Origin of the sequence: Siccirubricoccus phaeus, from assembly GCF_008360935.1 — a bacterium.
Classification (GTDB): domain Bacteria; phylum Pseudomonadota; class Alphaproteobacteria; order Acetobacterales; family Acetobacteraceae; genus Siccirubricoccus; species Siccirubricoccus phaeus.
Genome location: NZ_SRXO01000012.1, coordinates 73,952 through 93,345, shown reverse-complemented (window position 1 = coordinate 93,345; position 19,394 = coordinate 73,952). Strand labels below are relative to the sequence as shown.

At 73.6% G+C, this 19,394-nt stretch carries 14 protein-coding genes; 13 read left to right on the top strand and 1 reads right to left on the bottom strand.

From position 1 onward, the window contains the following. Nucleotides 1-460: 460 nt before the first annotated feature. Genes E5N76_RS17375 through E5N76_RS17365 form a run of 3 tightly spaced genes read left to right on the top strand, consistent with a single transcriptional unit; the run spans nucleotide 461 to nucleotide 5,598 of the window. Nucleotides 461-1,720: a metallophosphoesterase family protein gene (locus E5N76_RS17375; protein WP_187830226.1), complete on the top strand. Its 1,260-nt coding sequence runs from the start codon at nucleotides 461-463 to the stop codon at nucleotides 1,718-1,720. A gap of 3 nt (nucleotides 1,721-1,723) precedes the next feature. Beyond that, the gene (locus tag E5N76_RS31060; protein WP_149538592.1) at nucleotides 1,724-5,236 is read left to right on the top strand and encodes an AAA family ATPase; all 3,513 of its coding nucleotides are present in this window, start codon (nucleotides 1,724-1,726) and stop codon (nucleotides 5,234-5,236) included. 47 nt (nucleotides 5,237-5,283) lie between these two features. Continuing rightward, nucleotides 5,284-5,598 (top strand): hypothetical protein, encoded by a 315-nt coding sequence (locus tag E5N76_RS17365; protein WP_149538591.1) that lies wholly within the window; start codon nucleotides 5,284-5,286, stop codon nucleotides 5,596-5,598. Between the two features lie 196 nt (nucleotides 5,599-5,794). Here the strand turns inward: E5N76_RS17365 and E5N76_RS17360 are convergent, their stop codons facing one another. After that, entirely contained in the window at nucleotides 5,795-6,589 is a 795-nt protein-coding gene (locus tag E5N76_RS17360) for an IclR family transcriptional regulator domain-containing protein (protein ID WP_187830225.1), read from the bottom strand. Nucleotides 6,590-6,683: 94 nt separating this feature from the next. Between E5N76_RS17360 and E5N76_RS17355 the strand changes: the two genes are divergently transcribed. The 10 genes from E5N76_RS17355 (at nucleotide 6,684) to E5N76_RS17310 (ending at nucleotide 19,066) form a co-directional block, all read left to right on the top strand. Continuing rightward, nucleotides 6,684-8,015: an aromatic ring-hydroxylating dioxygenase subunit alpha gene (locus E5N76_RS17355; protein ID WP_149538589.1), complete on the top strand. Its 1,332-nt coding sequence runs from the start codon at nucleotides 6,684-6,686 to the stop codon at nucleotides 8,013-8,015. Next, nucleotides 8,015-9,442, top strand: a complete 1,428-nt coding sequence (locus E5N76_RS17350) for a glutamine synthetase family protein (protein ID WP_149538588.1) — start codon at nucleotides 8,015-8,017, stop codon at nucleotides 9,440-9,442. Before E5N76_RS17355 ends, E5N76_RS17350 begins: the two co-directional genes overlap by 1 nt. Before the next feature lie 31 nt (nucleotides 9,443-9,473). Then, a complete protein-coding gene (locus tag E5N76_RS17345) occupies nucleotides 9,474-10,673 on the top strand; it encodes an ABC transporter substrate-binding protein (protein WP_149538587.1) in 1,200 nt (399 codons plus the stop codon). Between the two features lie 86 nt (nucleotides 10,674-10,759). Continuing rightward, a complete protein-coding gene (locus E5N76_RS17340) occupies nucleotides 10,760-12,007 on the top strand; it encodes an NAD(P)/FAD-dependent oxidoreductase (RefSeq protein WP_149538586.1) in 1,248 nt (415 codons plus the stop codon). 203 nt (nucleotides 12,008-12,210) lie between these two features. Beyond that, nucleotides 12,211-13,170: a Bug family tripartite tricarboxylate transporter substrate binding protein gene (locus tag E5N76_RS17335; protein ID WP_149538585.1), complete on the top strand. Its 960-nt coding sequence runs from the start codon at nucleotides 12,211-12,213 to the stop codon at nucleotides 13,168-13,170. Nucleotides 13,171-13,173: 3 nt separating this feature from the next. After that, nucleotides 13,174-15,186 (top strand): hydantoinase/oxoprolinase family protein, encoded by a 2,013-nt coding sequence (locus tag E5N76_RS17330; protein WP_149538584.1) that lies wholly within the window; start codon nucleotides 13,174-13,176, stop codon nucleotides 15,184-15,186. Next, nucleotides 15,183-16,769 carry a hydantoinase B/oxoprolinase family protein gene (locus E5N76_RS17325; RefSeq protein WP_149538583.1) on the top strand — a complete coding sequence of 529 codons (1,587 nt, stop codon included), beginning with the start codon at nucleotides 15,183-15,185 and terminating at the stop codon, nucleotides 16,767-16,769. The genes E5N76_RS17330 and E5N76_RS17325 overlap by 4 nt, the downstream gene beginning before the upstream one ends. Then, nucleotides 16,766-17,731: a Bug family tripartite tricarboxylate transporter substrate binding protein gene (locus E5N76_RS17320; RefSeq protein ID WP_149538582.1), complete on the top strand. Its 966-nt coding sequence runs from the start codon at nucleotides 16,766-16,768 to the stop codon at nucleotides 17,729-17,731. Before E5N76_RS17325 ends, E5N76_RS17320 begins: the two co-directional genes overlap by 4 nt. A gap of 356 nt (nucleotides 17,732-18,087) precedes the next feature. Beyond that, nucleotides 18,088-18,591 (top strand): cupin domain-containing protein, encoded by a 504-nt coding sequence (locus E5N76_RS17315; RefSeq protein WP_149538581.1) that lies wholly within the window; start codon nucleotides 18,088-18,090, stop codon nucleotides 18,589-18,591. 163 nt (nucleotides 18,592-18,754) lie between these two features. Then, nucleotides 18,755-19,066, top strand: a complete 312-nt coding sequence (locus E5N76_RS17310; protein ID WP_149538580.1) for a putative quinol monooxygenase — start codon at nucleotides 18,755-18,757, stop codon at nucleotides 19,064-19,066. Nucleotides 19,067-19,394: the final 328 nt, after the last annotated feature.

Sequence of the window (19,394 nt, the reverse complement as noted above, 5' to 3'; positions counted from 1 at the left end):
TGCCCCCGCCGGGTCCGGCGCCCGAGCCGCCCAGCGCCCAGCCCCATCGCCCGGCGGTGCCCGCCGGACGCCAGGACCATCCGCACCGCCCCCGCCAGGCCCTGTCCGGCGGCCCGAGCCACCTGGGCGCCCAGCCCTATCGCCCGGCGGCGCCCGGCGCCCGGGCCGCAGGACCGGACCACCGGCGTCCCCCAGCCCCCTTGGCGCCGATCCCGGGCCATCCGCGCCCCGCCCCTGGCGTCCCGAATCGGCAGTCACCGCCAGCCCCCATTTCCAGCGGCCTGCTTGGTCCGCCCCTTTCGCCAGACATCCGGCGAGCGGCGCGGGCAGGCCCCTGGCTCCCCGGCAAGGCCGGCGACAGGTCGGCAAGACAGTAACCGGGCATGGCTAAGGCGCTGTTAAGCCGGTGTCGCACGGCTGGGGATTCCGCCCGGCCATCGCCTGGGCGATGATGGGGGCGATGCCGGGATTCCGCTTCCTCCACGCCGCCGATCTGCATCTGGACAGCCCCCTGCGTGGCCTGGACGCGCTGGCCGACGCCCCGGCCGAGCGCATCCGCGGCGCGACCAGAGAGGCGCTGCGCAACTTGGTCGATCTGGCGATCGCCGAGCAGGTGGATTTCGTGGTCCTGGCCGGGGACCTCTATGACGGCGACTGGCGGGACTGGACCACCGGCCACACCCTGGTCACCCAGCTCGGCCGGCTGGCCCGGGAGGGCATCCGGGTGGTCGCCATCTCCGGCAACCATGATGCGGAAAGCGTGCTGACCCGCCGGCTGCGCCTGCCGCCGGGCGTCACCCTGCTGCCCACCCACCCCACCTCCCACCCCCTGCCGGAACTGGGGGTGGTGCTGCATGGCCAGGGCTATGCCCGGCGGGAGATGCTGGACAACCTCGTGCCGCACTACCCGGCGGCGGTGCCGGGGGCGTTCAACATCGGCCTGCTGCACACCTCGCTGGATGGCCGCCCGGGCCATGCCGGCTACGCCCCCTGCGCCCTGCCGGAGCTGCTGCGGCATGGCTACGACTATTGGGCGCTCGGCCATATCCATGCGCGGGAGGAGCTGGCGCGCGGCGCCTGCTGGGTGGTGTTCCCCGGCAACCTCCAGGGCCGGCATGTGAAGGAGGACGGCGCCAAGGGCGCCAGCCTGGTCACGGTGCGGGACGGGCAGGTGGCTTCGGTGGAGCACCGGGCGCTGGACACCGTCCGCTGGGCCCGGCTGGCCGTGAGCCTGGAGGGGGTGGAGGAGGAAGCGGCGGCGCTGGACCGGGTGCGGCTGGCGCTAGAAGCGGCTTTGGACGCGGCGGAGGGGCGACTGCTCGCCACCCGCATCGCCCTGCAGGGCACCACCCCCCTGCATGGCAGGCTGCTGCGGGACCCGGGGGCGCTGCGGGAGAAGCTGCGGGCGGAGGGGCTGGCCCTGGCGCCGGAGGGCTTCTGGCTGGAGGAGCTGGACCTCGCCACCGCCCCGCCCGGCGCCCCGCCCGCCCCGCGCTCCGATGCCTTCGGCCGCATGCTGGCGGCGTTGCAGGACGCGGCGCCGGAGGCGGCGGCGGCCGAGGCGCAATCCTATGCCGCGACCTTGCTCGGCAAGGGCCCCGATCTGCGCCGGCTGCTGGGCGAGGACCACCCGGCCGTCCGCGCCGCCGCCGGCGAATTGCCGCCCGAGATCCTGGCCCGCGCCCGCGCCCTGCTGCTGGCCCGGCTGGCGGAGGGGTAGCGCATGCGCCTCGCTTGCCTCGAGGCCCAGCGCTACGGCCCCTTCGAGGCGCTGCGGCTGGAATTCGACCCCCGTCCGGGCTGCCTCAACCTGGTGCTGGCCCCGAATGGCGCGGGCAAATCCGTGCTGCTGCGGGCGATCTGCAACCTGCTCTTCGGCATTCCGGCGCGGACGCCGATGGATTTCCGCTTCGGCTACAGCGGCATGCGCCTCGCGGCCGAGGCGGTGGACGCCGCCGGCCGCCCCTTCGCCTTCGGCCGGCGCAAGGGCCAGGGCAACACGCTGGTGGATGCCGCGGGCGTGGAGCTGCCGCGGGAGGCGCTGCGGCCGGTGCTGGGGGAGGTGGACCAGCCCCTGCTGGAACGGCTCTTCGTCCTCGGCACGGAAAGGCTGCGGGCGGGCGGGGAGGAGCTGCTGGCCTCCGGCGGGGCGCTGGGCGCGGCCTTGCAGGCGGCGGCGGGCGGGCTGCGGGATGCGCATAAGCTGCGGGGCGAGCTTTCCGAGCTGCGCGACCGGCTGGCCCCGACGCGCGCCAACCGCAGCCGCCCCTTCTACCAGGGGCTGGACGGGGTGCAGGCGGCGCAGCGGGCGCTGAAGCAGGAGATCTGGCGGCCGGAGGACTGGCTGGCCCAGGAAAAATCGCTGGAAGCGGCGGAAGCGGCGCTGGCCGAGGCGCGTGAGGCGGGCCGCGCCGCCGCGGCGGAAACCGCCCGCTTGCAGCGCATCCGCGCCGCCCGCCCCTGGCTGGCGGCGGCGGAGGCGGCGCGGGCCTGGCTGGCCGCGCATCCGGACGCGCCCGTGCTGGGCGCCGATCTGGCGCCGCGCTTCCAGGCGCTGCGCGGTGCCCTGGCCGCCGCGGAGGTGGAGCGGAAGGCCGCGCTCGCCCGGCAGGCGGAGCTGGCCGGGCAATTGGCCGCGCTGCCGGAAGCGCCCGAGCTGCTGGCGGCGGCGGACCGGATCACCCTGCTGGCCGAGGAGCTGGCCGGGGCGGAACGGGCTGAGCGCGAATTGCCCCGGCTGGAAGCGGCGCAGGACGCGGCGGCCGCGGAGGTGGCGCATCTGCTGCGCCAGCTCGGCGCCGCGCTGCCCCAGGCGGAGGCCGCCCGGCTGGTCCCGCCCCGGGCGGAGCTGGTGGCGGCGCGCCAGGCCTGCGGCGCCGCGGCCGGGCTGGCGACGGCGCTGGCGGAAGCCGCCACCCGCCAGGCCGAGGCGGCGCAGCGGCTGGAAGCGGCACGGAAGGCCGTTGCCGCCCTGCCGGAAGCCGCAGCGGAGGACCGGCTGCCCGCCCTGCTGCGGGAGATCCGGGAGGCGGGCGAGCCAGCGGCGGCCGTGGCGGCGGCGGGGGCGGCGCTCTCCCGCGCCCAGGCGGCGCTGGCGCGCGCTTTGGCGGAGGCCGCCCCCTGGTCGGGCCCGGCCGAGGCGCTGCGCGACCTGCCCCTGCCCGGCCTGCCGACCTTCGAGCGCCTGGCCGCCGCCCGGGACGCTGCCGCCGCCGAGCTGGCGCGCGCCGCCGAGGCGCAGCGCGGCGCGGCGGAGGCGGCCGAGGCCGCCGCCAGGCGCCTGGGCGATCTGCGGGACCGGGCCGGGCTGCCGGATGCGGCCGCGCTGGCGGCGGCGCGGCGGCACAGGGAGGCCGGCTGGCAGCTCATCCGCGCCCGCGCCTTCGGCCCCACCCCGCCCGACCCGGCGGCGGAGGCGGCATTCGCCGGCGGGGCGCCGCTCGACCTCGCCTTCGACCGGGCGGTGCAGGCGGCGGACCAGCTTGCCGACCGGCTGGTGGCGGAGGCGGCGCGGCTGGGCGAGGCCCAGGCGATCGAGGCCGAACTCGCCGGCCACCGGGCGCGCGCGGCGGCCGCAGAGGCTGCCTGCCAGGCCGCGGAGGTGCAGCGGGCCGCAGCGGCTTCGGCCTGGGCGGCGGCGATCGCGCCGCTCGGCCTGCCGCCCGACTCCGGCCCGGCCGAATTGCGCGCCCTGCTGGCCGCCCGCGCGGCGGTGACGGCAGCGCTGGAAGCGGTGGCCGGGGCCGAGGCAGCGCAGGCGGCGCTGCTCGCCCGGCAGGCAAGCTGGGCGGCGCGCCTGGCCGCCGTGCTGGGCCAGGCGCCGGCCCCGCTGCCGCTGCTGCTGGACCAGGCGGAGGCCAGGCTGGCGGCCGAACAGGCCCTGGCGAAGCGGCGCGTGGCGGCGCTCGCCGAGCTGGGGGTGGCAGAGCGCGAGGCGGCGGCGGCCGGGCGGGCGCTGGAGACGGCGCGGCATCGCCAGGGGGAATGGGCGCGGGGCTGGGCGACGCTGCTTGCCCGGCTGGGCCGGCCGGAGGGCGAGGCGCCGGAAGCGGTCTCCGTGGTGCTGGAGCTGCTGGAGGCGCTGGATCGCGCCGTGGCGGCGGAGGCTGCCGCCCGTCGGGCCTGGCAGGCGGCCGATGCCGCGGCGGCGGCGTTCCGGGAGGCGGCGCTGCCCCTCCTCGCCCGCTTCGCGCCGGAGGCGGCGGCGGCCGACCCGCATGCCGGGCTGCGCGCCTTGCAGGAGAGGCTGGGGGCGGAACAGCGCCGCGCGGCGGAGCGTGCCCGGCTGGAACAGCAACTGGCTGCGCTGGCGGCGGAGCTGGACCGGCTGGCGGCCGGGCGGGCGGCGCTGGAGCGGGATTGGGCGGCGCTGCTGGCGGCGATCGGCGCCGCCGAGGAAGCGGCGGCGGCGCGGCTGCTGGCCCTGGCGGAGGAACGCCAGCGGCAGGTTGAGGCGCTGGACCAGGCCCAGGCGGCGCTGCGCGAGGCGGGGGAGGGGCGGGCCGAGGCGGATCTGGCCGAGGAAGCCGCTGCCCTGCCGCCCGAGGCGCTGGCTGCCGCCCTGGCGGAAGCCGAGGCCCGCGCCCGCGCCGCCGAGGAGGCCGCCGCCGCCGCGGCGCGGGAGGCCGGGCGGCTGCGCACCGAGCTGGCGCAGCGCCAGGCCCGGACCACCGCCGTGGCGGCCAAGGCCGATGAGCAGGCCTCGCTGGCCCTGCTGGGCCGCAGCCTGGAGGAGGCGCTGGTGCTGCAGGTGGCGCGCAGCCTGCTGGAGGAGGCGCTGAAATCCGCCGAGGCGGTGGATGGCTCCGCCCTGCTGGCGCGGATTTCCGCCACGCTGCGGCAGTTGACGCGCGGCGCCATCGCCCGGGTGGTGACGCAGGAGGGCGCCGATGGCGAGCTGCGCCTGCTGGCCGAGGAGCCGCCGGACACCGAGCCGAAGCCGGTTGCCGCGCTTTCGGAAGGCACGCGGGACCAGCTTTTCCTGGCCCTCAGGCTGATCGCCATCGAGGACCATGTGGCCGCGGCGCCGCCGCTGCCCTTCATCGCCGACGACATCCTGCAGAGCTTCGACGACGACCGCGCCTTGGCGGCGCTGGAGGCGCTGCTGGCGCTGAGCCGGCACACCCAGGTGATCCTGCTGACGCATCACCCGCATCTGGCGGCGCTGGCGGGGCGGCTGCCGGAGGGCAGCGTGGCGGTGCGGGAGATGGCGCGCGCGGCGCTGCTCACCGCCTGATAAGGATTTCCCGCCATGATCCGCGCCGGAATGGCATGGGGGTGCGCATGAGGGTCGCCAACCGGTCCGGTGGCGCCGCGTCGCCGGCCGGCGTTGTGCCTGGTGATCTGGTGATGCTCGTCATGGATGAGCCGGGGGATTTCGGCACGGCCAAGGCGGGGGATTGGGGCAAGGTGCTGGCGGTGGATGCGGAAGGGCTGCTGACCATTCTGCTGGCCGGCTATTCCCTGCCGGTTTCCGCCGCGCTGCGCAGCATTTCGGACATCTCGCCGCATATCGTCACGGCCTGCGATTCGCGCGGCCGGCCGGCCAGTGCCGTCGCCCGCCGGCAGTGGGAGACGGTGAACCGCTACCGGCGCTGAATTCCCCGCGAAGTCGCTGCGCGCCTTCGCGGGAGGGGCCCGTTGAGTCGCCCTGTTCCCAAGGCATCGCACAGCCTGCCGCGGCAAAGCCGCGGCAGGCTGTGCGGTTGGACCGTCGGGTCTGAAACTCGTGGTTTCCAAAGGCCTTCGGCCTTTGGCGGGGAGAGTTTGAGAGGGGCAGAGCCCCTTTCAAAACCTAAAGCAATTGCCCCTGCAACCCCGCCGCCGCCGCCTGCAGCCGCGGCAGGAAATGCTGCCGCATCACCTCCAGGCTGACCTGCGCCGCGGCGCAGCCGGCGTTCAGCGCCGCCACCACCTTGCCATCCGCCCGCCGCAGCGGCACGGCGATGGAGCGGAAGCCCAATTCCGCCTCCTGGTCCGCCAGGCAGAAGCCTTCCGCCGCCACCTGGTCCAGGATGCGCCGCAGCGCCGGCTTGGCGGTGACGGTGCGGGGGGTGATCGGCTCGGGTTTCAGCCGGGCGAGGAAGGCGGCCTGTTCCGCCGCCGGCAAATGCGCCAGCAGTACCCGCCCCACCGCGCTGCAGAAGGCCGGCAGGCGCAGCCCCGGCCCGGCGCCCGCCACATCCAGCCGGCGCGGCGAGGCATAGGCGACCATCACCGCCTCCGCCCCGTCCGCCACGGCGACGGAGCAGGTGACGCCGAGCTCGGCGCAGAGCCGGTCGCATTCGGGCTGCAGCACCGTGGCGGCGGCGGAGGCGCCGAGATAGGCGCCGGCCAGCAGCAGCACCTTCGGCGTCAGCCGGAACAGCCTGCCCTCCTGCGCCGCGAAGCCGAGATGCGTCAGGGTCAGCAGCGCCCGCCGCGCGGTGGCGCGCGCGAGGCCGGTGCGGCGGGCGATGTCGGCCAGGGTCATGGCCGGCTGGCCGGGCTGGAAGGCCAGCATCACGGCGAGGCCGCGGGACAGCGCCTCTGACAGCTCGCGCGGTTCTTCCGCGCGGCGTGCGGCATCCGCTGCCGAAAGTCGTGGCAATGCTCTCCCCCCCTGCACGGACGTTGCGATCCTAGCCGGGATTGGCCTAGAATTGAACAGGTGTTCGATAGCCGAACGGGAAGGATCCCCAGCCATGATGAGCGCCGAGCAGAATCGCCGCCTGACCCAGATCGGCCCGGGCACCCGGGGCGGGGCCTTGCTGCGGCAATACTGGCAGCCCGTGGCCCTGGTGGAGGAGCTGGAAGGGCCACGGCCGGTGCGTCCCGTCCGGCTGCTGGGCGAGGATTTCGTGCTGTTCCGGGACGAGGCCGGGCGGATCGGCCTGCTGGATCGGGACTGCCCGCACCGCAATGCCGACCTCGCCTATGGGCGGCTGGAGGATGGCGGGCTGCGCTGCCCCTTCCATGGCTGGCTGTTCGACGTGACGGGCCAATGCCTGGAAACGCCGGCGGAGCCGGCGGAAAGCCGGCTCTGCGACCGCATCCGGCAGAAAGCCTATCCGGTGGCGGAGCGCGGCGGGATCCTCTGGGCGTTCCTCGGCGAAGGTGCGCCGCCCGCCTTTCCGGCGCTGGACTGCTTCGCCGCGCCGGACAGCCATGTCTTCGCCTTCAAGGGCCTGATCGAATGCAATTGGCTGCAGGCGCTGGAGGTGGGGATCGACCCCGCCCATGCCAGCTTCCTGCACCGCTTCTTCGAGGATGAGGACCAGGCGCAGAGCTACGGCAAGCAATTCCGTGCGGCGAGCGCCGATAGCGACATGCCGATGAGCCGCGTGCTGCGGGAATATCCGCGCCCGCGCATCGAGGTGGAAAACGCGCCGCACGGGCTGCGCATCACCGCGCTGCGCCGCATCTCCGACGCGCATACTCATGTGCGGGTGACGAATCTCGTCTTCCCCCAGGCCTTCGCCATCCCGCTTTCCGCCGAGATGACCATTACCCAATGGCATGTCCCGGTGGATGACGTGAATTGCTACTGGTACGCCATCTTCACCAGCTTCGCCGCGCCGGTGGACAAGGCCCGCATGCGCGAGCAGCGCCTGGCGCTGTACGAGCTGCCGGAGTACCGCCCCAAGGTCGGCCGCCACAATGGCTACGGCTTCGACCCCGAGGAGCAGCGGCGCCGCACCTATACGGGCATGGGCGAGGACATCAACGTCCATGACCAATGGGCGGTGGAAAGCCAGGGGCGCATCCAGGACCGCACGCGGGAACACCTGGCCTCCTCGGACAAGGCGATCGCCGCCAATCGCCGCCTGCTGTTCCGCGCCATGGACGCCGTGGAGCGCGGCGAGCGGCCGCTGATGGCGCTGGATGCGGCCGCGGCGGCCGGCGTGACCGGCCCGGCCACCATGGACGGCATCGGCCCGACCGAGGGCTGGGAGCAATACTGGCCCGAAGTGGATCGGCGCCGCCGCCAGGGCGCGTCATGGTTTCCCCCGGGGTCCCGGCAGGCGGCGGAGTGATGGGCTTCGTCAGCCAGCACGGCCTGCGCAGCGCGGAGCAACAGGCAGCCGCACAGGAGGTGCTGGCTCGCGCTGCGCGGGAGGGCGTCAGCCTGGTCCGCCTGGCCTTCCCGGACCAGCATGGCGTGCTGCGCGGCAAGGCGGTGACGGCGGCGGCCCTGGCGGGGGCGATGGAGGATGGCGTCTCCCTGACCTCCACCCTGCTGCTGAAGGACACCTCCCATCGCACCGTGGTGCCGATCTTCTCGGCCGGCGGCGGGATCGGGTTGCGGGACGTGCAGGGCGCGGCGGACTTCGTGCTGGTGCCGGACCCGACCACCTGGCGCATGCTGCCCTGGGCGCCTGGCACCGCCTGGATGCTTTGCGACGCCCATTGGCCGGATGGGCGGGAGGTGGGCTTCGCCACTCGCGCTTTGCTGCGCCGCTGCCTCGGCGCGCTGGCGGCGGAGGGCTATGAGTTCGTCACCGGCCTGGAGGTCGAATTCCACCTGACAAAGCTGCTGGACCCAAAGCTGGCGCCGGAGGATGCCGGCCAGCCCGGCTCCCCGCCCGAGGTCGCGCTGCTGACCCAGGGCTACCAATACCTGACCGAGGCGCGGCTGGACCAGATGCAGCCCATCCTGGACGTGCTGCAGCGGGAGGTGACGGCGCTCGGCCTCGATCTGCGCTCGGTGGAGGTGGAGTACGGGCCGAGCCAGGTGGAATTCACCTTCGCGCCGGGGGTGGGGCTGGCGCCAGCCGATGCCATGGTGCTGTTCCGCAGCGCGGTGAAGCAGGTGGCGCGGCGGCATGGCTACCACGCCAGCTTCATGTGCCGCCCGCGCCTGCCGAATGTGATGAGCAGCGGCTGGCATCTGCACCAGTCCTTGCAACAGGAGGGGCGCAACGCCTTCGCCTCCGCCGATGGCGCGCCGCTTTCGCCGCTCGGGATGCACTGGCTGGGCGGGCTGCTGGCGGAGGCGCCGGCGGCCGCTTCCTTCACCACGCCGACGCTGAACGGCTATCGCCGCTACCGGCCGATGAGCCTGGCGCCGGACCGCGCGGTCTGGGGCATCGATAATCGCGGCGTCATGCTGCGGGTGCTGGGGCGGCCGGGCTCGGCGGCGACGCATATCGAGAACCGGGTCGGCGAGCCGGCGGCCAACTCCTATCTCTATCTCGCCTCCCAGGTGGTGTGCGGGCTGGCGGGGCTGGCGGCGCGGCAGGATCCCGGCCCATGCGCCGATGCGCCTTACGAGACCAGGGCGCCCCTCCTGCCCACCACGCTGGACGGCGCGCTGGCCGCGCTGGAGGCGAGCGAGGTCTTCCGCGCCGGCTTCGGCGCCGACTTCATCGACTACTTCCTGCGCCTCAAGCGCGCCGAGATCGCCCGCTTCAACGCCGAGGTCTCGGAGTGGGAGCAGCGCGAGTATTTCGACCTGTTCTGACCGCCGCCCCGAGCGCCTTGGAGACCCGCGCATGCGCCTGCCAGCCTGCCTGCTCGCCGCCCTGCTCTTCGCCCTGCCGGCCGCGGCGCAGGTCGCCGCCGTGAAGGTCGGCGTGCTGACCGACATGTCCGGCCCCTTCGCCGACCAGGTGGGGCAAGGCAGCGTCACCGCGGCGCAGCTGGCGGCCGAGGACTTCATGCGGGAGAACCCCGCCATGCGCGTCGAGATCGTGCATGCCGACCACCAGAACAAGCCGGATGTCGGCAGCGCCATCGCCCGGCGCTGGGTGGATACCGAGGGCGTGCAGGCCATCGTCGACCTGCCGAATTCCGGCGTCGGCCTCGCGGTCATCGAGATCATGAAGGAGCGGCATCGGACGGCGCTCGCCTCCTCCACCGCCTCCTCCGCCGTCACCGGCCGCTTCTGCGCGCCGACCACGGTGCAATGGGTGAACGACACCTGGGCACAGGGCAACGCCGTGGCGCGCGGCGTGGTGCAGCGCGGCGGCGAGAGCTGGTACTACCTGACGGTGGATTACGCCCTGGGCCATGCGCTGGAAGGCGATGCCCAGGCGGCGGTGACGGCGGCGGGCGGCCGCAACCTCGGCGCCGCGCGGCACCCGCTGAACACCGGCGACATGTCCTCCCTGCTGCTGCGGGCGCAGAGCAGCGGCGCCAGGGTGATCGCCCTGGCCAATACCGGGACGGACGCCATCAACGCCATCAAGCAGGCCAATGAATTCGGGCTGCTGCGCGGCGGGCGGGTGCAGATCGCGGCGTTGTTCCTGCTGCTCTCCGATGTGCATGCGCTGGGGCTGAACACGGCGCAGGGGCTGCTGCTCGCCTCGCCCTTCTACTGGGACCTGACCGACGGTACGCGGGAGTGGTCGCGCCGCTGGGCGGCGCGCATGGGCGGGCGGATGCCCACCATGGACCATGCCGGCGTCTATTCCGCCACCATCGCCTGGCTGCGCGCCGTGGCGCGGACCGGCAGCATCGAGGGCGAGGCGGTGGTGGCCGAGATGCGCCGCGCGCCGATCGCCGACCCGCTTTTCGGCGAGGTGACCATCCGCCCGGATGGCCGCGCGGTGCATGCGATGCATGTCTTCAAGGTGAAGGCGCCGGGCGAGAGCCGCTATGCCTATGACTATTACGAGCATGTCGCCACCATCCCGCCGGACCAGGCCTTCCGGCCGCTGGACCAGGGCGGCTGTCCCCTGGTGGCGCGCTGAGCCATGCGCGTCGCGGCTCATTGCGCCGATCCTGGGCCGGCGGCAGCGCGGCCGGGTCTCGCCTTCCGACGGGCGGGCGCACGCCCATGAAGATCGCCGTCATCGGCAATGGCATCGTCGGCACCTGCTGCGGCGCCTGGCTGCAGCGGGACGGCCATAAGGTCACCTTCATCGACCCGCTGGGGCCGGCCGAGGCGACCTCCTTCGGCAATGCCGGGTCCCTCTCGCCCTCCGCCTGCCTGCCGGTCGGCATGCCGGGGATGTGGAAGAAGGTGCCACGCTGGCTGCTGGACCCGCTAGGGCCGCTTTCCGTGCGCTGGGCCTATGCGCCCATCGCCGCGCCCTGGCTGGCGCGCTTCCTGCGATTCTCCAACCCGGCGGAGGTGACGCGCATCGCCGGCGCGCTGCGCAACCTGCTGGCGCCGATCTTCGAGTGCTACGAGCCGCTGCTGCAGCGCGCCGGCGGCATGAGCCATATGCGGCGCAGCGGCTGCCTCTACGTCTATTCGGGGCGGGAGGCGGCTTCGCAATGGGCTTGGGGGATGAACCTCCGCCGCAAGCTTGGCGTCCTGCTGCGCGATGTGGAGCAGGAGGAGCTGGAGGCGCTGGAGCCCGACCTGAAGGGACGCTTCCGCTTCGGCCTGCTGGCGCCGGAGAATGGTTCCACCCCCGACCCCGCGGCGCTGACCCGCGCCCTCTTCGTGCAATGCGAACGCGATGGGGCGGAGGTGGTGCGGCAGCGCGTGGCGGCGCTGGACGCGCAGGGCGGCATGCTGCGCGCCGTGCGGCTGGAGACTGGCGAGCGTCTGGAATTCGACGCGGTGGTGCTGGCCGGCGGCGCCTGGTCGGCGAAGCTGGCGGCGCAGCTCGGCGCCCGCATCCCGCTGGAGAGCCAGCGCGGCTACCATGTGACGGTGGAGAGCAGCAATCTCCAGCTCCGTCACACCGTCATGGCGGTGGAGCACAACCTCATGGTCAACCCCATGGCCATGGGGCTGCGCCTCGCCGGGACGGTGGAATTCGCCGGGCTGAAGGCGGCGCCGGATTGGCGCCGGGCCGAGGCGCTGCTGACGCGAGGGCGGGAGATGTTTCCGCATCTCGATGCCAGCCGCACGACGCGCTGGATGGGCCACCGCCCCTGCCTGCCGGACAGCCTGCCGGTGATCGGCCGGGCGCCGGGGGTGGAGAATGCCTTCCTCGCCTTCGGCCATGGCCATGTCGGCATGTGCGGCGCGCCGGCGACGGGGCGGGAGGTCGCCAACCTCGTCGCCGGCCGGGCGCCGCTGCTCGACCTTGCCCCTTTCGCGCCGGATCGCTTCCGGCGGGCCGCCTGAGAATGGAGCTCTGCCCGCTCACGGCAGTGCCACCGTGAGTCCGCCGGTTCAACCCGTCGGGCCCAGAACTCCCACCGGGGTCCGGGGCCAGGTCCTGGCCCGGCGGGGGTTCGGGGGCAGCGCCCCCGATCTTTCGGCGCCTGGCCCCGTCCTTGCTCCCCGTCCTTGCTTTCGCATCATATTGCCTGAAAGGACTTCCGCCCATGCTGCCGCGCCGTGCCGTGCTTGCCCTGCCTTTCCTCTCCGGCGCGGCGGCGGCGCAGGACTGGCCGTCCCGCCCCATCCGCCTCGTCGTGCCCTTCCCGCCGGGCGGCAGCACGGATCTGCTGGCGCGGCGCATTGGGGAGAAGCTCAGCCCGGCGCTCGGCCAGCCGGTGGTGGTGGAGAACCGGCCCGGCGCCGGTGGCACCACCGGCTCCGAGATGGTGGCGCGCGCGGCGCCGGATGGCGCCACCATCCTGTTCGGCGTCACCGGCACCCATGGCGTGGCGCCCAGCCTCTTCCCGCGCCTCGGCTATGATCCGCTGAAGGATTTCGCGCCCATCTCCCTGGTCGTCACCGCGCCCCTGGTGCTGGTGGTGAGGCGGGACCTGCCGGCGAGGGATCTGGCCGGCTTCATCGCCGCGGCCAAGGCGGCGCCGGGCGACATCACCTATGGCACGCCGGGCAACGGCACCTCCATGCATCTGACGGGGGTGATGTTCGACATGCAGGCGGGCACGCGGCTGAGCCATGTGCCCTATCGCGGCTCCGGTCCGGCGCTGAATGATCTGGTCGCGGGCAATCTGGCGACGATGTTCGGTGATTTGCTGGTGGTGCTGCCGCAGCTCCGCGCCGGCACCATCCGGGCGCTGGCCGTGACTGGCGCGCAGCGCCATCCGCTGCTGCCGGAGGTGCCGACCATGGCGGAGGCCGGGCTGCCCGGCTTCCTCGCCCTTTCCTGGCAGGGGTTGTTCGCCCCGGCCGGCACGCCGCCCGCCATCGTCGCGCGGCTGGCGAATGAGGTGCACGCCGCGGTGACCGCGCCCGATATGCGGGAGTTCTTCGCCAGCCAGGGCTTCGCCATCGAGGGCAGCGCGCCGGAGGTCTTCCGCGCCCTGCTGGAGACGGAAATTCCGAAATGGGCGGCAGTGGTCAAGGCCGGCCAGGTGCGCTTGGATTGACGCATGACTCTCGAAATCGGCATCGACATAGGCGGCACCTTCACCGATGCGGTGTGCCGCGAAGCGGATGGCAGCTTCCGCCTGCTGAAGGTCGCCAGCACCCCGGATGACCCCTCCCGCGCCGTCGGCACGGCGCTGGAACGCCTGCTGCCCGGCGGCGCGGCTGGCGTGGTGCGCTTCCTGCACGGCACGACCGTCGCCACCAACGCCATATTGGAGGGCAAGGCGGCGAAGGTCGGGCTGATCACCACCGCCGGCTTCGCCGATGTGCTGGAGCTCGGGCGGATGACCCGCGCCGCCAATTACGACCTCGTCTTCGGCCCACAGACGCCGGTGGAGGTGGTGCCGGCAGAGCGCCGGCTGGAGGTGGCGGAGCGCATCGGCCCGGATGGCGCCGAGCTGGTGCCGCTGGATGAGGCGGGCGTCGCCGCGGCGGCGCGGGCGCTGGCAGGGCAGGGGGTGCAGGCGGTCGCCATCTGCTTCCTCTTCGCCTTCCTCAACCCGGCGCATGAGCGGCGGGCGCGGGAGATCGTCGCGGCGACGCTGCCGGGCATCGCCATCTCCCTGTCCAGCGAGGTGGACCCGGCGATCCGCGAGTATGAACGTAGCTGCGCCACGGTCTTCGACGCGGCGCTGAAGCCGGTGCTGGACGCCTATCTCGGCCGCATCGAGGCCATGCTGGCGGCGCGCGGCGTGCCGGCGCCGCTGCAGGTGATGCATTCCCGCGGCGGGCTGCTGGGCGCCGCCGCGGCGCGGGCGAAGCCGATCCGGCTGACCCTTTCCGGCCCCTCCGCGGCAGCCATCGGCGCCGCCAGCGTGCTGCGGGAGGCGGGCTGCGCCGAGGGCATCTCCATCGATATCGGCGGCACCAGCGCGGATATCGCCGTCATCGCCGGCGGCGCCCCGGTGCTGCGGCATGATGGCAGCGTCGGCCGCACGCCCGTGCGGGTGCCGACCGCCGATGTGCTGGCCATCGCCGCGGGCGGCGGCAGCATCGCCTGGCTGGATGCGGCGGGCGGGCTGCATGTCGGGCCGCAGAGCGCCGGCGCCGATCCCGGCCCGGCCTGCTACCGCCGCGGCGGCACCGCGCCCACGGTGCTGGATGCCTCGGTGGTGCTGGGGCTGGTGGACCCCGCGCGCTTCGCCGGCGGCACCATGCCTTTGGACAGAGAGGCGGCGGCGCGGGCGATCCGCGATGCCGTCGCCGCGCCGCTCGGCCTCGGGGTGGAGGAGGCGGCCATCGCCATCCACCGCATCACCAATGCGGCGCTGGCGGAGGCGGTGCGGCGCATGACGGTGGGCCGCGGCACCGACCCGCGGGAGCTGCCTCTGGTGCCGGCGGGCGGCGGCGGCGGGCTGCACGCCGCCGCCATTGCCGAGGAGCTTGGCATGACCCGCCTCGTCGTGCCCATCGCCCCCGGCGTGCTGGCGGCAACCGGCCTGCTGGAAGCCCCGCTGGAGCATGACGCCACCCTGGGCTTCTTCCGCGCCACGGAGCTGATCCCGGAGGCGGAATTGCGCGCTGCCATCACCGCCCTGACGGCAAGCTGCACCGCCGCCCTGGCGCGGGACGGCGCCGCGCCGGAGGAGACGGAGATTACCGCCGCCGCCAGCTTCCTCGGCCAGGGGCATACGCTGGACGTCACCATCCAGCCCGGCAGCGCCACCCCCGCCGCCGATATCCGCGCCGCGTTCATCGCGGCGCACCACGCCGCCTATGGCCATACCCGCGATGCGCCGGTGCGCCTGGTCGCGCTGCGCGTGGTGCAGCGGGCGCGGCCGCGCGGCGTGGCGCTGATCGCCAGCCAGGGCGCGGCCGGCGCCGGCACGCTGCGCCGCGCCTGGCTGGGCGAGGCGGGCTTCGCCACCGCCCGCATCGCCCGCAACCTGTCCCCGGGCGAAAACCTCGCCGGCCCCGCCATCCTCGAGACCATCGACAGCACCTTGCTGGTCCCGCCCTTCTGGCGCCTCACCGCCGCCGCCACCCATCTGCTGATGGAGCGCCTCCCTGCATGAACGCGCATCGCCTGGACCCCGCCAGCATCGAGATCATCCGCCGCCGCCTCGACGCCATTGCCGAGGAGATGCAGGCGATCATGCTGAAAAGCGCCGTCTCCCCCATCGTGCGGGAGGCGAATGACGCCTCGGCCAGCCTGTTCCTGCCGGATGGCACGGTGCTGGCGCAGTCCAATTCTCTGCCGCTGCTGCTGGGCTGCCTGGTGCCGGCGGTGGGGCGGCTGATCCGGGAATTCCCCGTCGCCGAGATGCGCCCCGGCGACATCTACCTGATGAACGACCCCTATGATGGGGGCACGCATATCCCGGATGTGTCGCTTCTCGTGCCGGTCTTTGCGGGCGAGGAGGTGATCGCCCTTTCCGCCACCATCCTGCACCACCAGGATATGGGCGGGCTGACCCCTGGCTCCGTCCCCACCAGCGCCACCGAGATCTTCCATGAGGGGCTGCGCCTGCCGCCGCTGCAATTGGCGCGGGAGGGCGTGGTGGATGCGCAGATCATGCGCATCATCAGCCGCAACATCCGCACCTTCGATGCCTTCGAATGGGACCTCAACGCGCAGATTTCTGCCTGCCGCACCGGTGCCGCGCGGCTGGCGGAGCTGGCGGCAAAGCATGGCGCCGCGCCGCTGACGGCGATGCTGCGGGAGCTGGTGCGGCAGGCAGAGATCGCCACCCGCGCCGCCATCGCCGCCCTGCCGGACGGCACCTGGGTCTATGAGGACCAGCTCGACAATGACGGCGTGGAGCTGGACCGGCCCGTGCCGGTGCGCGTCGCCGTGACGGTGGCGGGGGACAGCCTGACCATCGACTTCACCGGCACCTCCCCCCAGGTGCGCGGACCGGTGAATGCGGCCCCGGCCGGCGTGATGGCCGGCGCCTTCTTCGCGCTGCGCGCCGTCACCGGCCCGGACATCCCGAACAATGGCGGCTGCTTCCGCCCGCTGCGCCTGGTGCTGCCGGAGGGCAGCCTGGTGAACCCGCGCATGCCGGCCGCGGTGAATGCCCGCACCGCCACGGTGAAGGTGCTGACCAACGCCATCCTCGGCGCCCTGGCCGAAGCGGCGCCGGAGCGCATTCCGGCGGCCAATGCCGGCGTCTCCTGCATCGTCTCCTTCGGTGGGCGCCGCGAAGATGGCAGCCCCTATGTGGTGACGGAGGTGGTGGCGGGGGGCAGCGGCGGCTCGGCCTTCGGGCCGGGCGTCAACGGCATCTCCACCGATGTCTCCAACACCATGAACCAGCCGGCGGAGATGCTGGAATCCGATGCGCCGCTGCGGGTGCATCGCGTGGCGGTGCGGCGCGGCTCGGGCGGCGCCGGGCAGCACCCCGGCGGCTGCGGCATCCTGCGGGAATATGAGGTGCTGCACGGCCCGCTCACCCTCAGCTTCCGCGGCGAGCGGCACCTGAACGCCCCGCGCGGCGCGCTGGGGGGTAGGCCGGGCCGGGTTGCCGAAGCCTATATCCTGCGGCACAACGGAGGGCGCGAGGAAATCCGGTCGAAACTCAGCACGGTCCTGCACACGGGCGATCGGCTGGTCATGGGCACCGCCGGCGCCGGAGGCTGGGGGGTGCCGCCGTGATCCGATTGCTCGCCTCGCTGATCCTGCTGCTTGCCGCCATCGCGCCCGCCGCGGCGCAGATCGAGCCGGGGCGGCCGATTCGCATGATCGTCGGCTATGGGCCGGGCGGCTCGCTGGATCTGGTCGCCCGGGTGATGGCGGAGCTGGTGCGTGACCGCCTGGGCGCGCCCGTGGTGGTGGAGAACCGCGCCGGCGCCGGCGGCGTGATCGGCAGCGACCTGGTGGCGAAGGCGGCGCCGGATGGCCATACGCTGGTGATGGGCGGCGGCGGCTCCCACGGCGTGACGCCGGCGGTGAAGCGCAGCCTGCCTTTCAACCCGGACCGCGACTTCACGGCGATCGCCCGGGTGGCGGATTTCCCCAATGTGATGGTGGTCAGCGCCGAGCTGCCGGTGCGCAGCCTGCAGGATTTCGTCGCCTGGGCGCGGGCCTGGCCGGGGGGCATCAATTTCGGCTCCACCGGCGTCGGCACCTCCATCCACCTGACCGGGGAGCTGTTCAAGCTGCGCACCGGGCTCGACATGACCCATGTACCCTATCGCGGCGCCGGCGGCTCCTCGGCCGATCTGCGCGGCGGGCAGATCCAGGTGATCTTCGACAACCTGCCCTCCGTCATCGGCCAGGTGCAGGACGGCGCGCTCAGGGCCCTGGCGATCACCTCCGCCGCCCGCTCCGCCCGGCTGCCGGAGGTGCCGACCATGGCGGAGGCCGGCATGGCCGATTTCGTCGTGGTGAGCTGGGTGGGGCCTTTCGGCCCGGCCGGGATGAAGCCGGAGATCGTCGCCCAGCTTTCCCGCGCCTTCACCGCGGCGGCGGTGTCCCCCGAGGGGCAGGAGAAGCTGCGCGGCCTGGGCGCCGTGCCGGCCGCCGAGGAGTCCGCCACCTTCGACCGGAGCTGGCGGGCGGACATGGCCCGCTGGCGCCAGGTGGTGGCGGAGGCGCGGGTGCCGATCGAGGACTAGAGCGTGATCGGTTGAGGTCGAATCGACCGAAACCGTGAATCACGCGAGCGAACAATGAGCTAGAGCGGGGCGGGTGAGCGCAGCTCAACCGATCCCGCTCTAGGAGCCTGTCCCGAAGGGTTCCGGCAGCGGATCGGCGAGGGATTTTGCGTCCTGGCCAGGAGGTGGACTTGCCGATGCTGGTGGCATCGGCAAGTCCGCGGAATTCATGCGGGCAGCATGCCGGCGCATGACGCCAGGGCGGAAAAGACCCGCCGAGACGTGCCGCAGACCTTCGAGACAGGCGTCAAGACCGGGTTTGACAGGCACCGCCTGGCGGCGCTTGGCTATGCCTGGAAGTTCAGGGAGGGCCCGCCATGGCCATGACGATCGAGCAATTCGCCGCCCAGTGCCACGATGCGCTGCGCACCCATCCGGACACCGCTGGGCGGGAGAAGGTGGTGGAGCTGGTGCGGGCGGCGCTGAAGGACCCCGCCTTCGTCGCCGCCGCCATCCCGGAGGGGACGCCGGAGCGCAAGGTGATCTACGAGGATCCCGAGCTGGGCTTCGCCATCCTCGCCCATGCCTATCAAGGGGCGAAGAACAGCAAGCCGCATGACCACGGCCCTTCCTGGGCCATCTACGGCCAGGCGGAGGGCGAGACCATCATGACCGACTGGGAATGCGTGGAGCGCCCGGCCGAGGGCAAGCCCGGCAAGGCGCGGCGCAAGCACGACTACGTGCTGAAGCCGGGCGACGCCTATCTGTATGAGCCGGGCGTGCTGCATTCCCCGCGCCGCGACGCCGCCACCCGGCTGCTGCGCATCGAGGGGCTCAACATGGACAAGGTGAAGCGCCAGCCCTACGAGGCGGTCTCTTAGTTCCCCGCGACGTCGCTGCGCGCCGTCGCGGGGGCCCCGCTCCCCGTTCTGTCAGCATCTCGCACAGCCCGCCGCGGCGAAGCCGCAGCGGGCACCGGGCGGCGCGGGCGTCATGGGGACGCTCGAGGCCAAGCGGGTTCGTGCTCAACCAGGGAAACGTCACATGATCCACGTCATCGCCATCATCACCGCCAAGCCGGGCAAGCGGGAGGAAGTGCTGGGCCATTTCCGCGCCAACATGCCGGCGGTGCATGCCGAGCAGGGCTGCATCGAATACGGCCCGGCCATCGACCTCGAGGGGGCGGGCAGCATCCAGACGCCCTTCGGGCCGGATACCTTCGTGGTCATCGAGAAATGGGAAAGCCCGGCGGCGCTGAAGGCGCATGCCGCGGCGCCGCACATGGCGGCCTATGCGGCGAAGGTGAAGGATCTGCTGGCCAGCCGCGTCATCCACATCCTCTCGCCGGCGGGCTGAGGCGGGGCCTGCCTGCCGCCGCGGCGGCGCGGGCGGCGGCCGGGGCAAGGGCCGCCTCCCCGCTGCCGCTCGCTGCTGCCGGCCTGCCGTTCGCGGCGCGGCGGGAGGCGCAGCCTGGGACCGCCCCCAGGGGATTGGTTTCAGCGGATTGGTTTCGGGGGATTCGTCCCAAGGGGATTGGTCCCAAGCGGATTGGTCTCTGGGGCCAGCCCCGTGGCGGGTGACGCTGGCCCTGGCGCATGGGCGGCGCGCACCCGCCCCGCGGCAGGGCCGCACGGCCCGGCGGGCCGGATTTCGGCGCGGGTGGCGGCCGGCCGGCGCTGCCTCC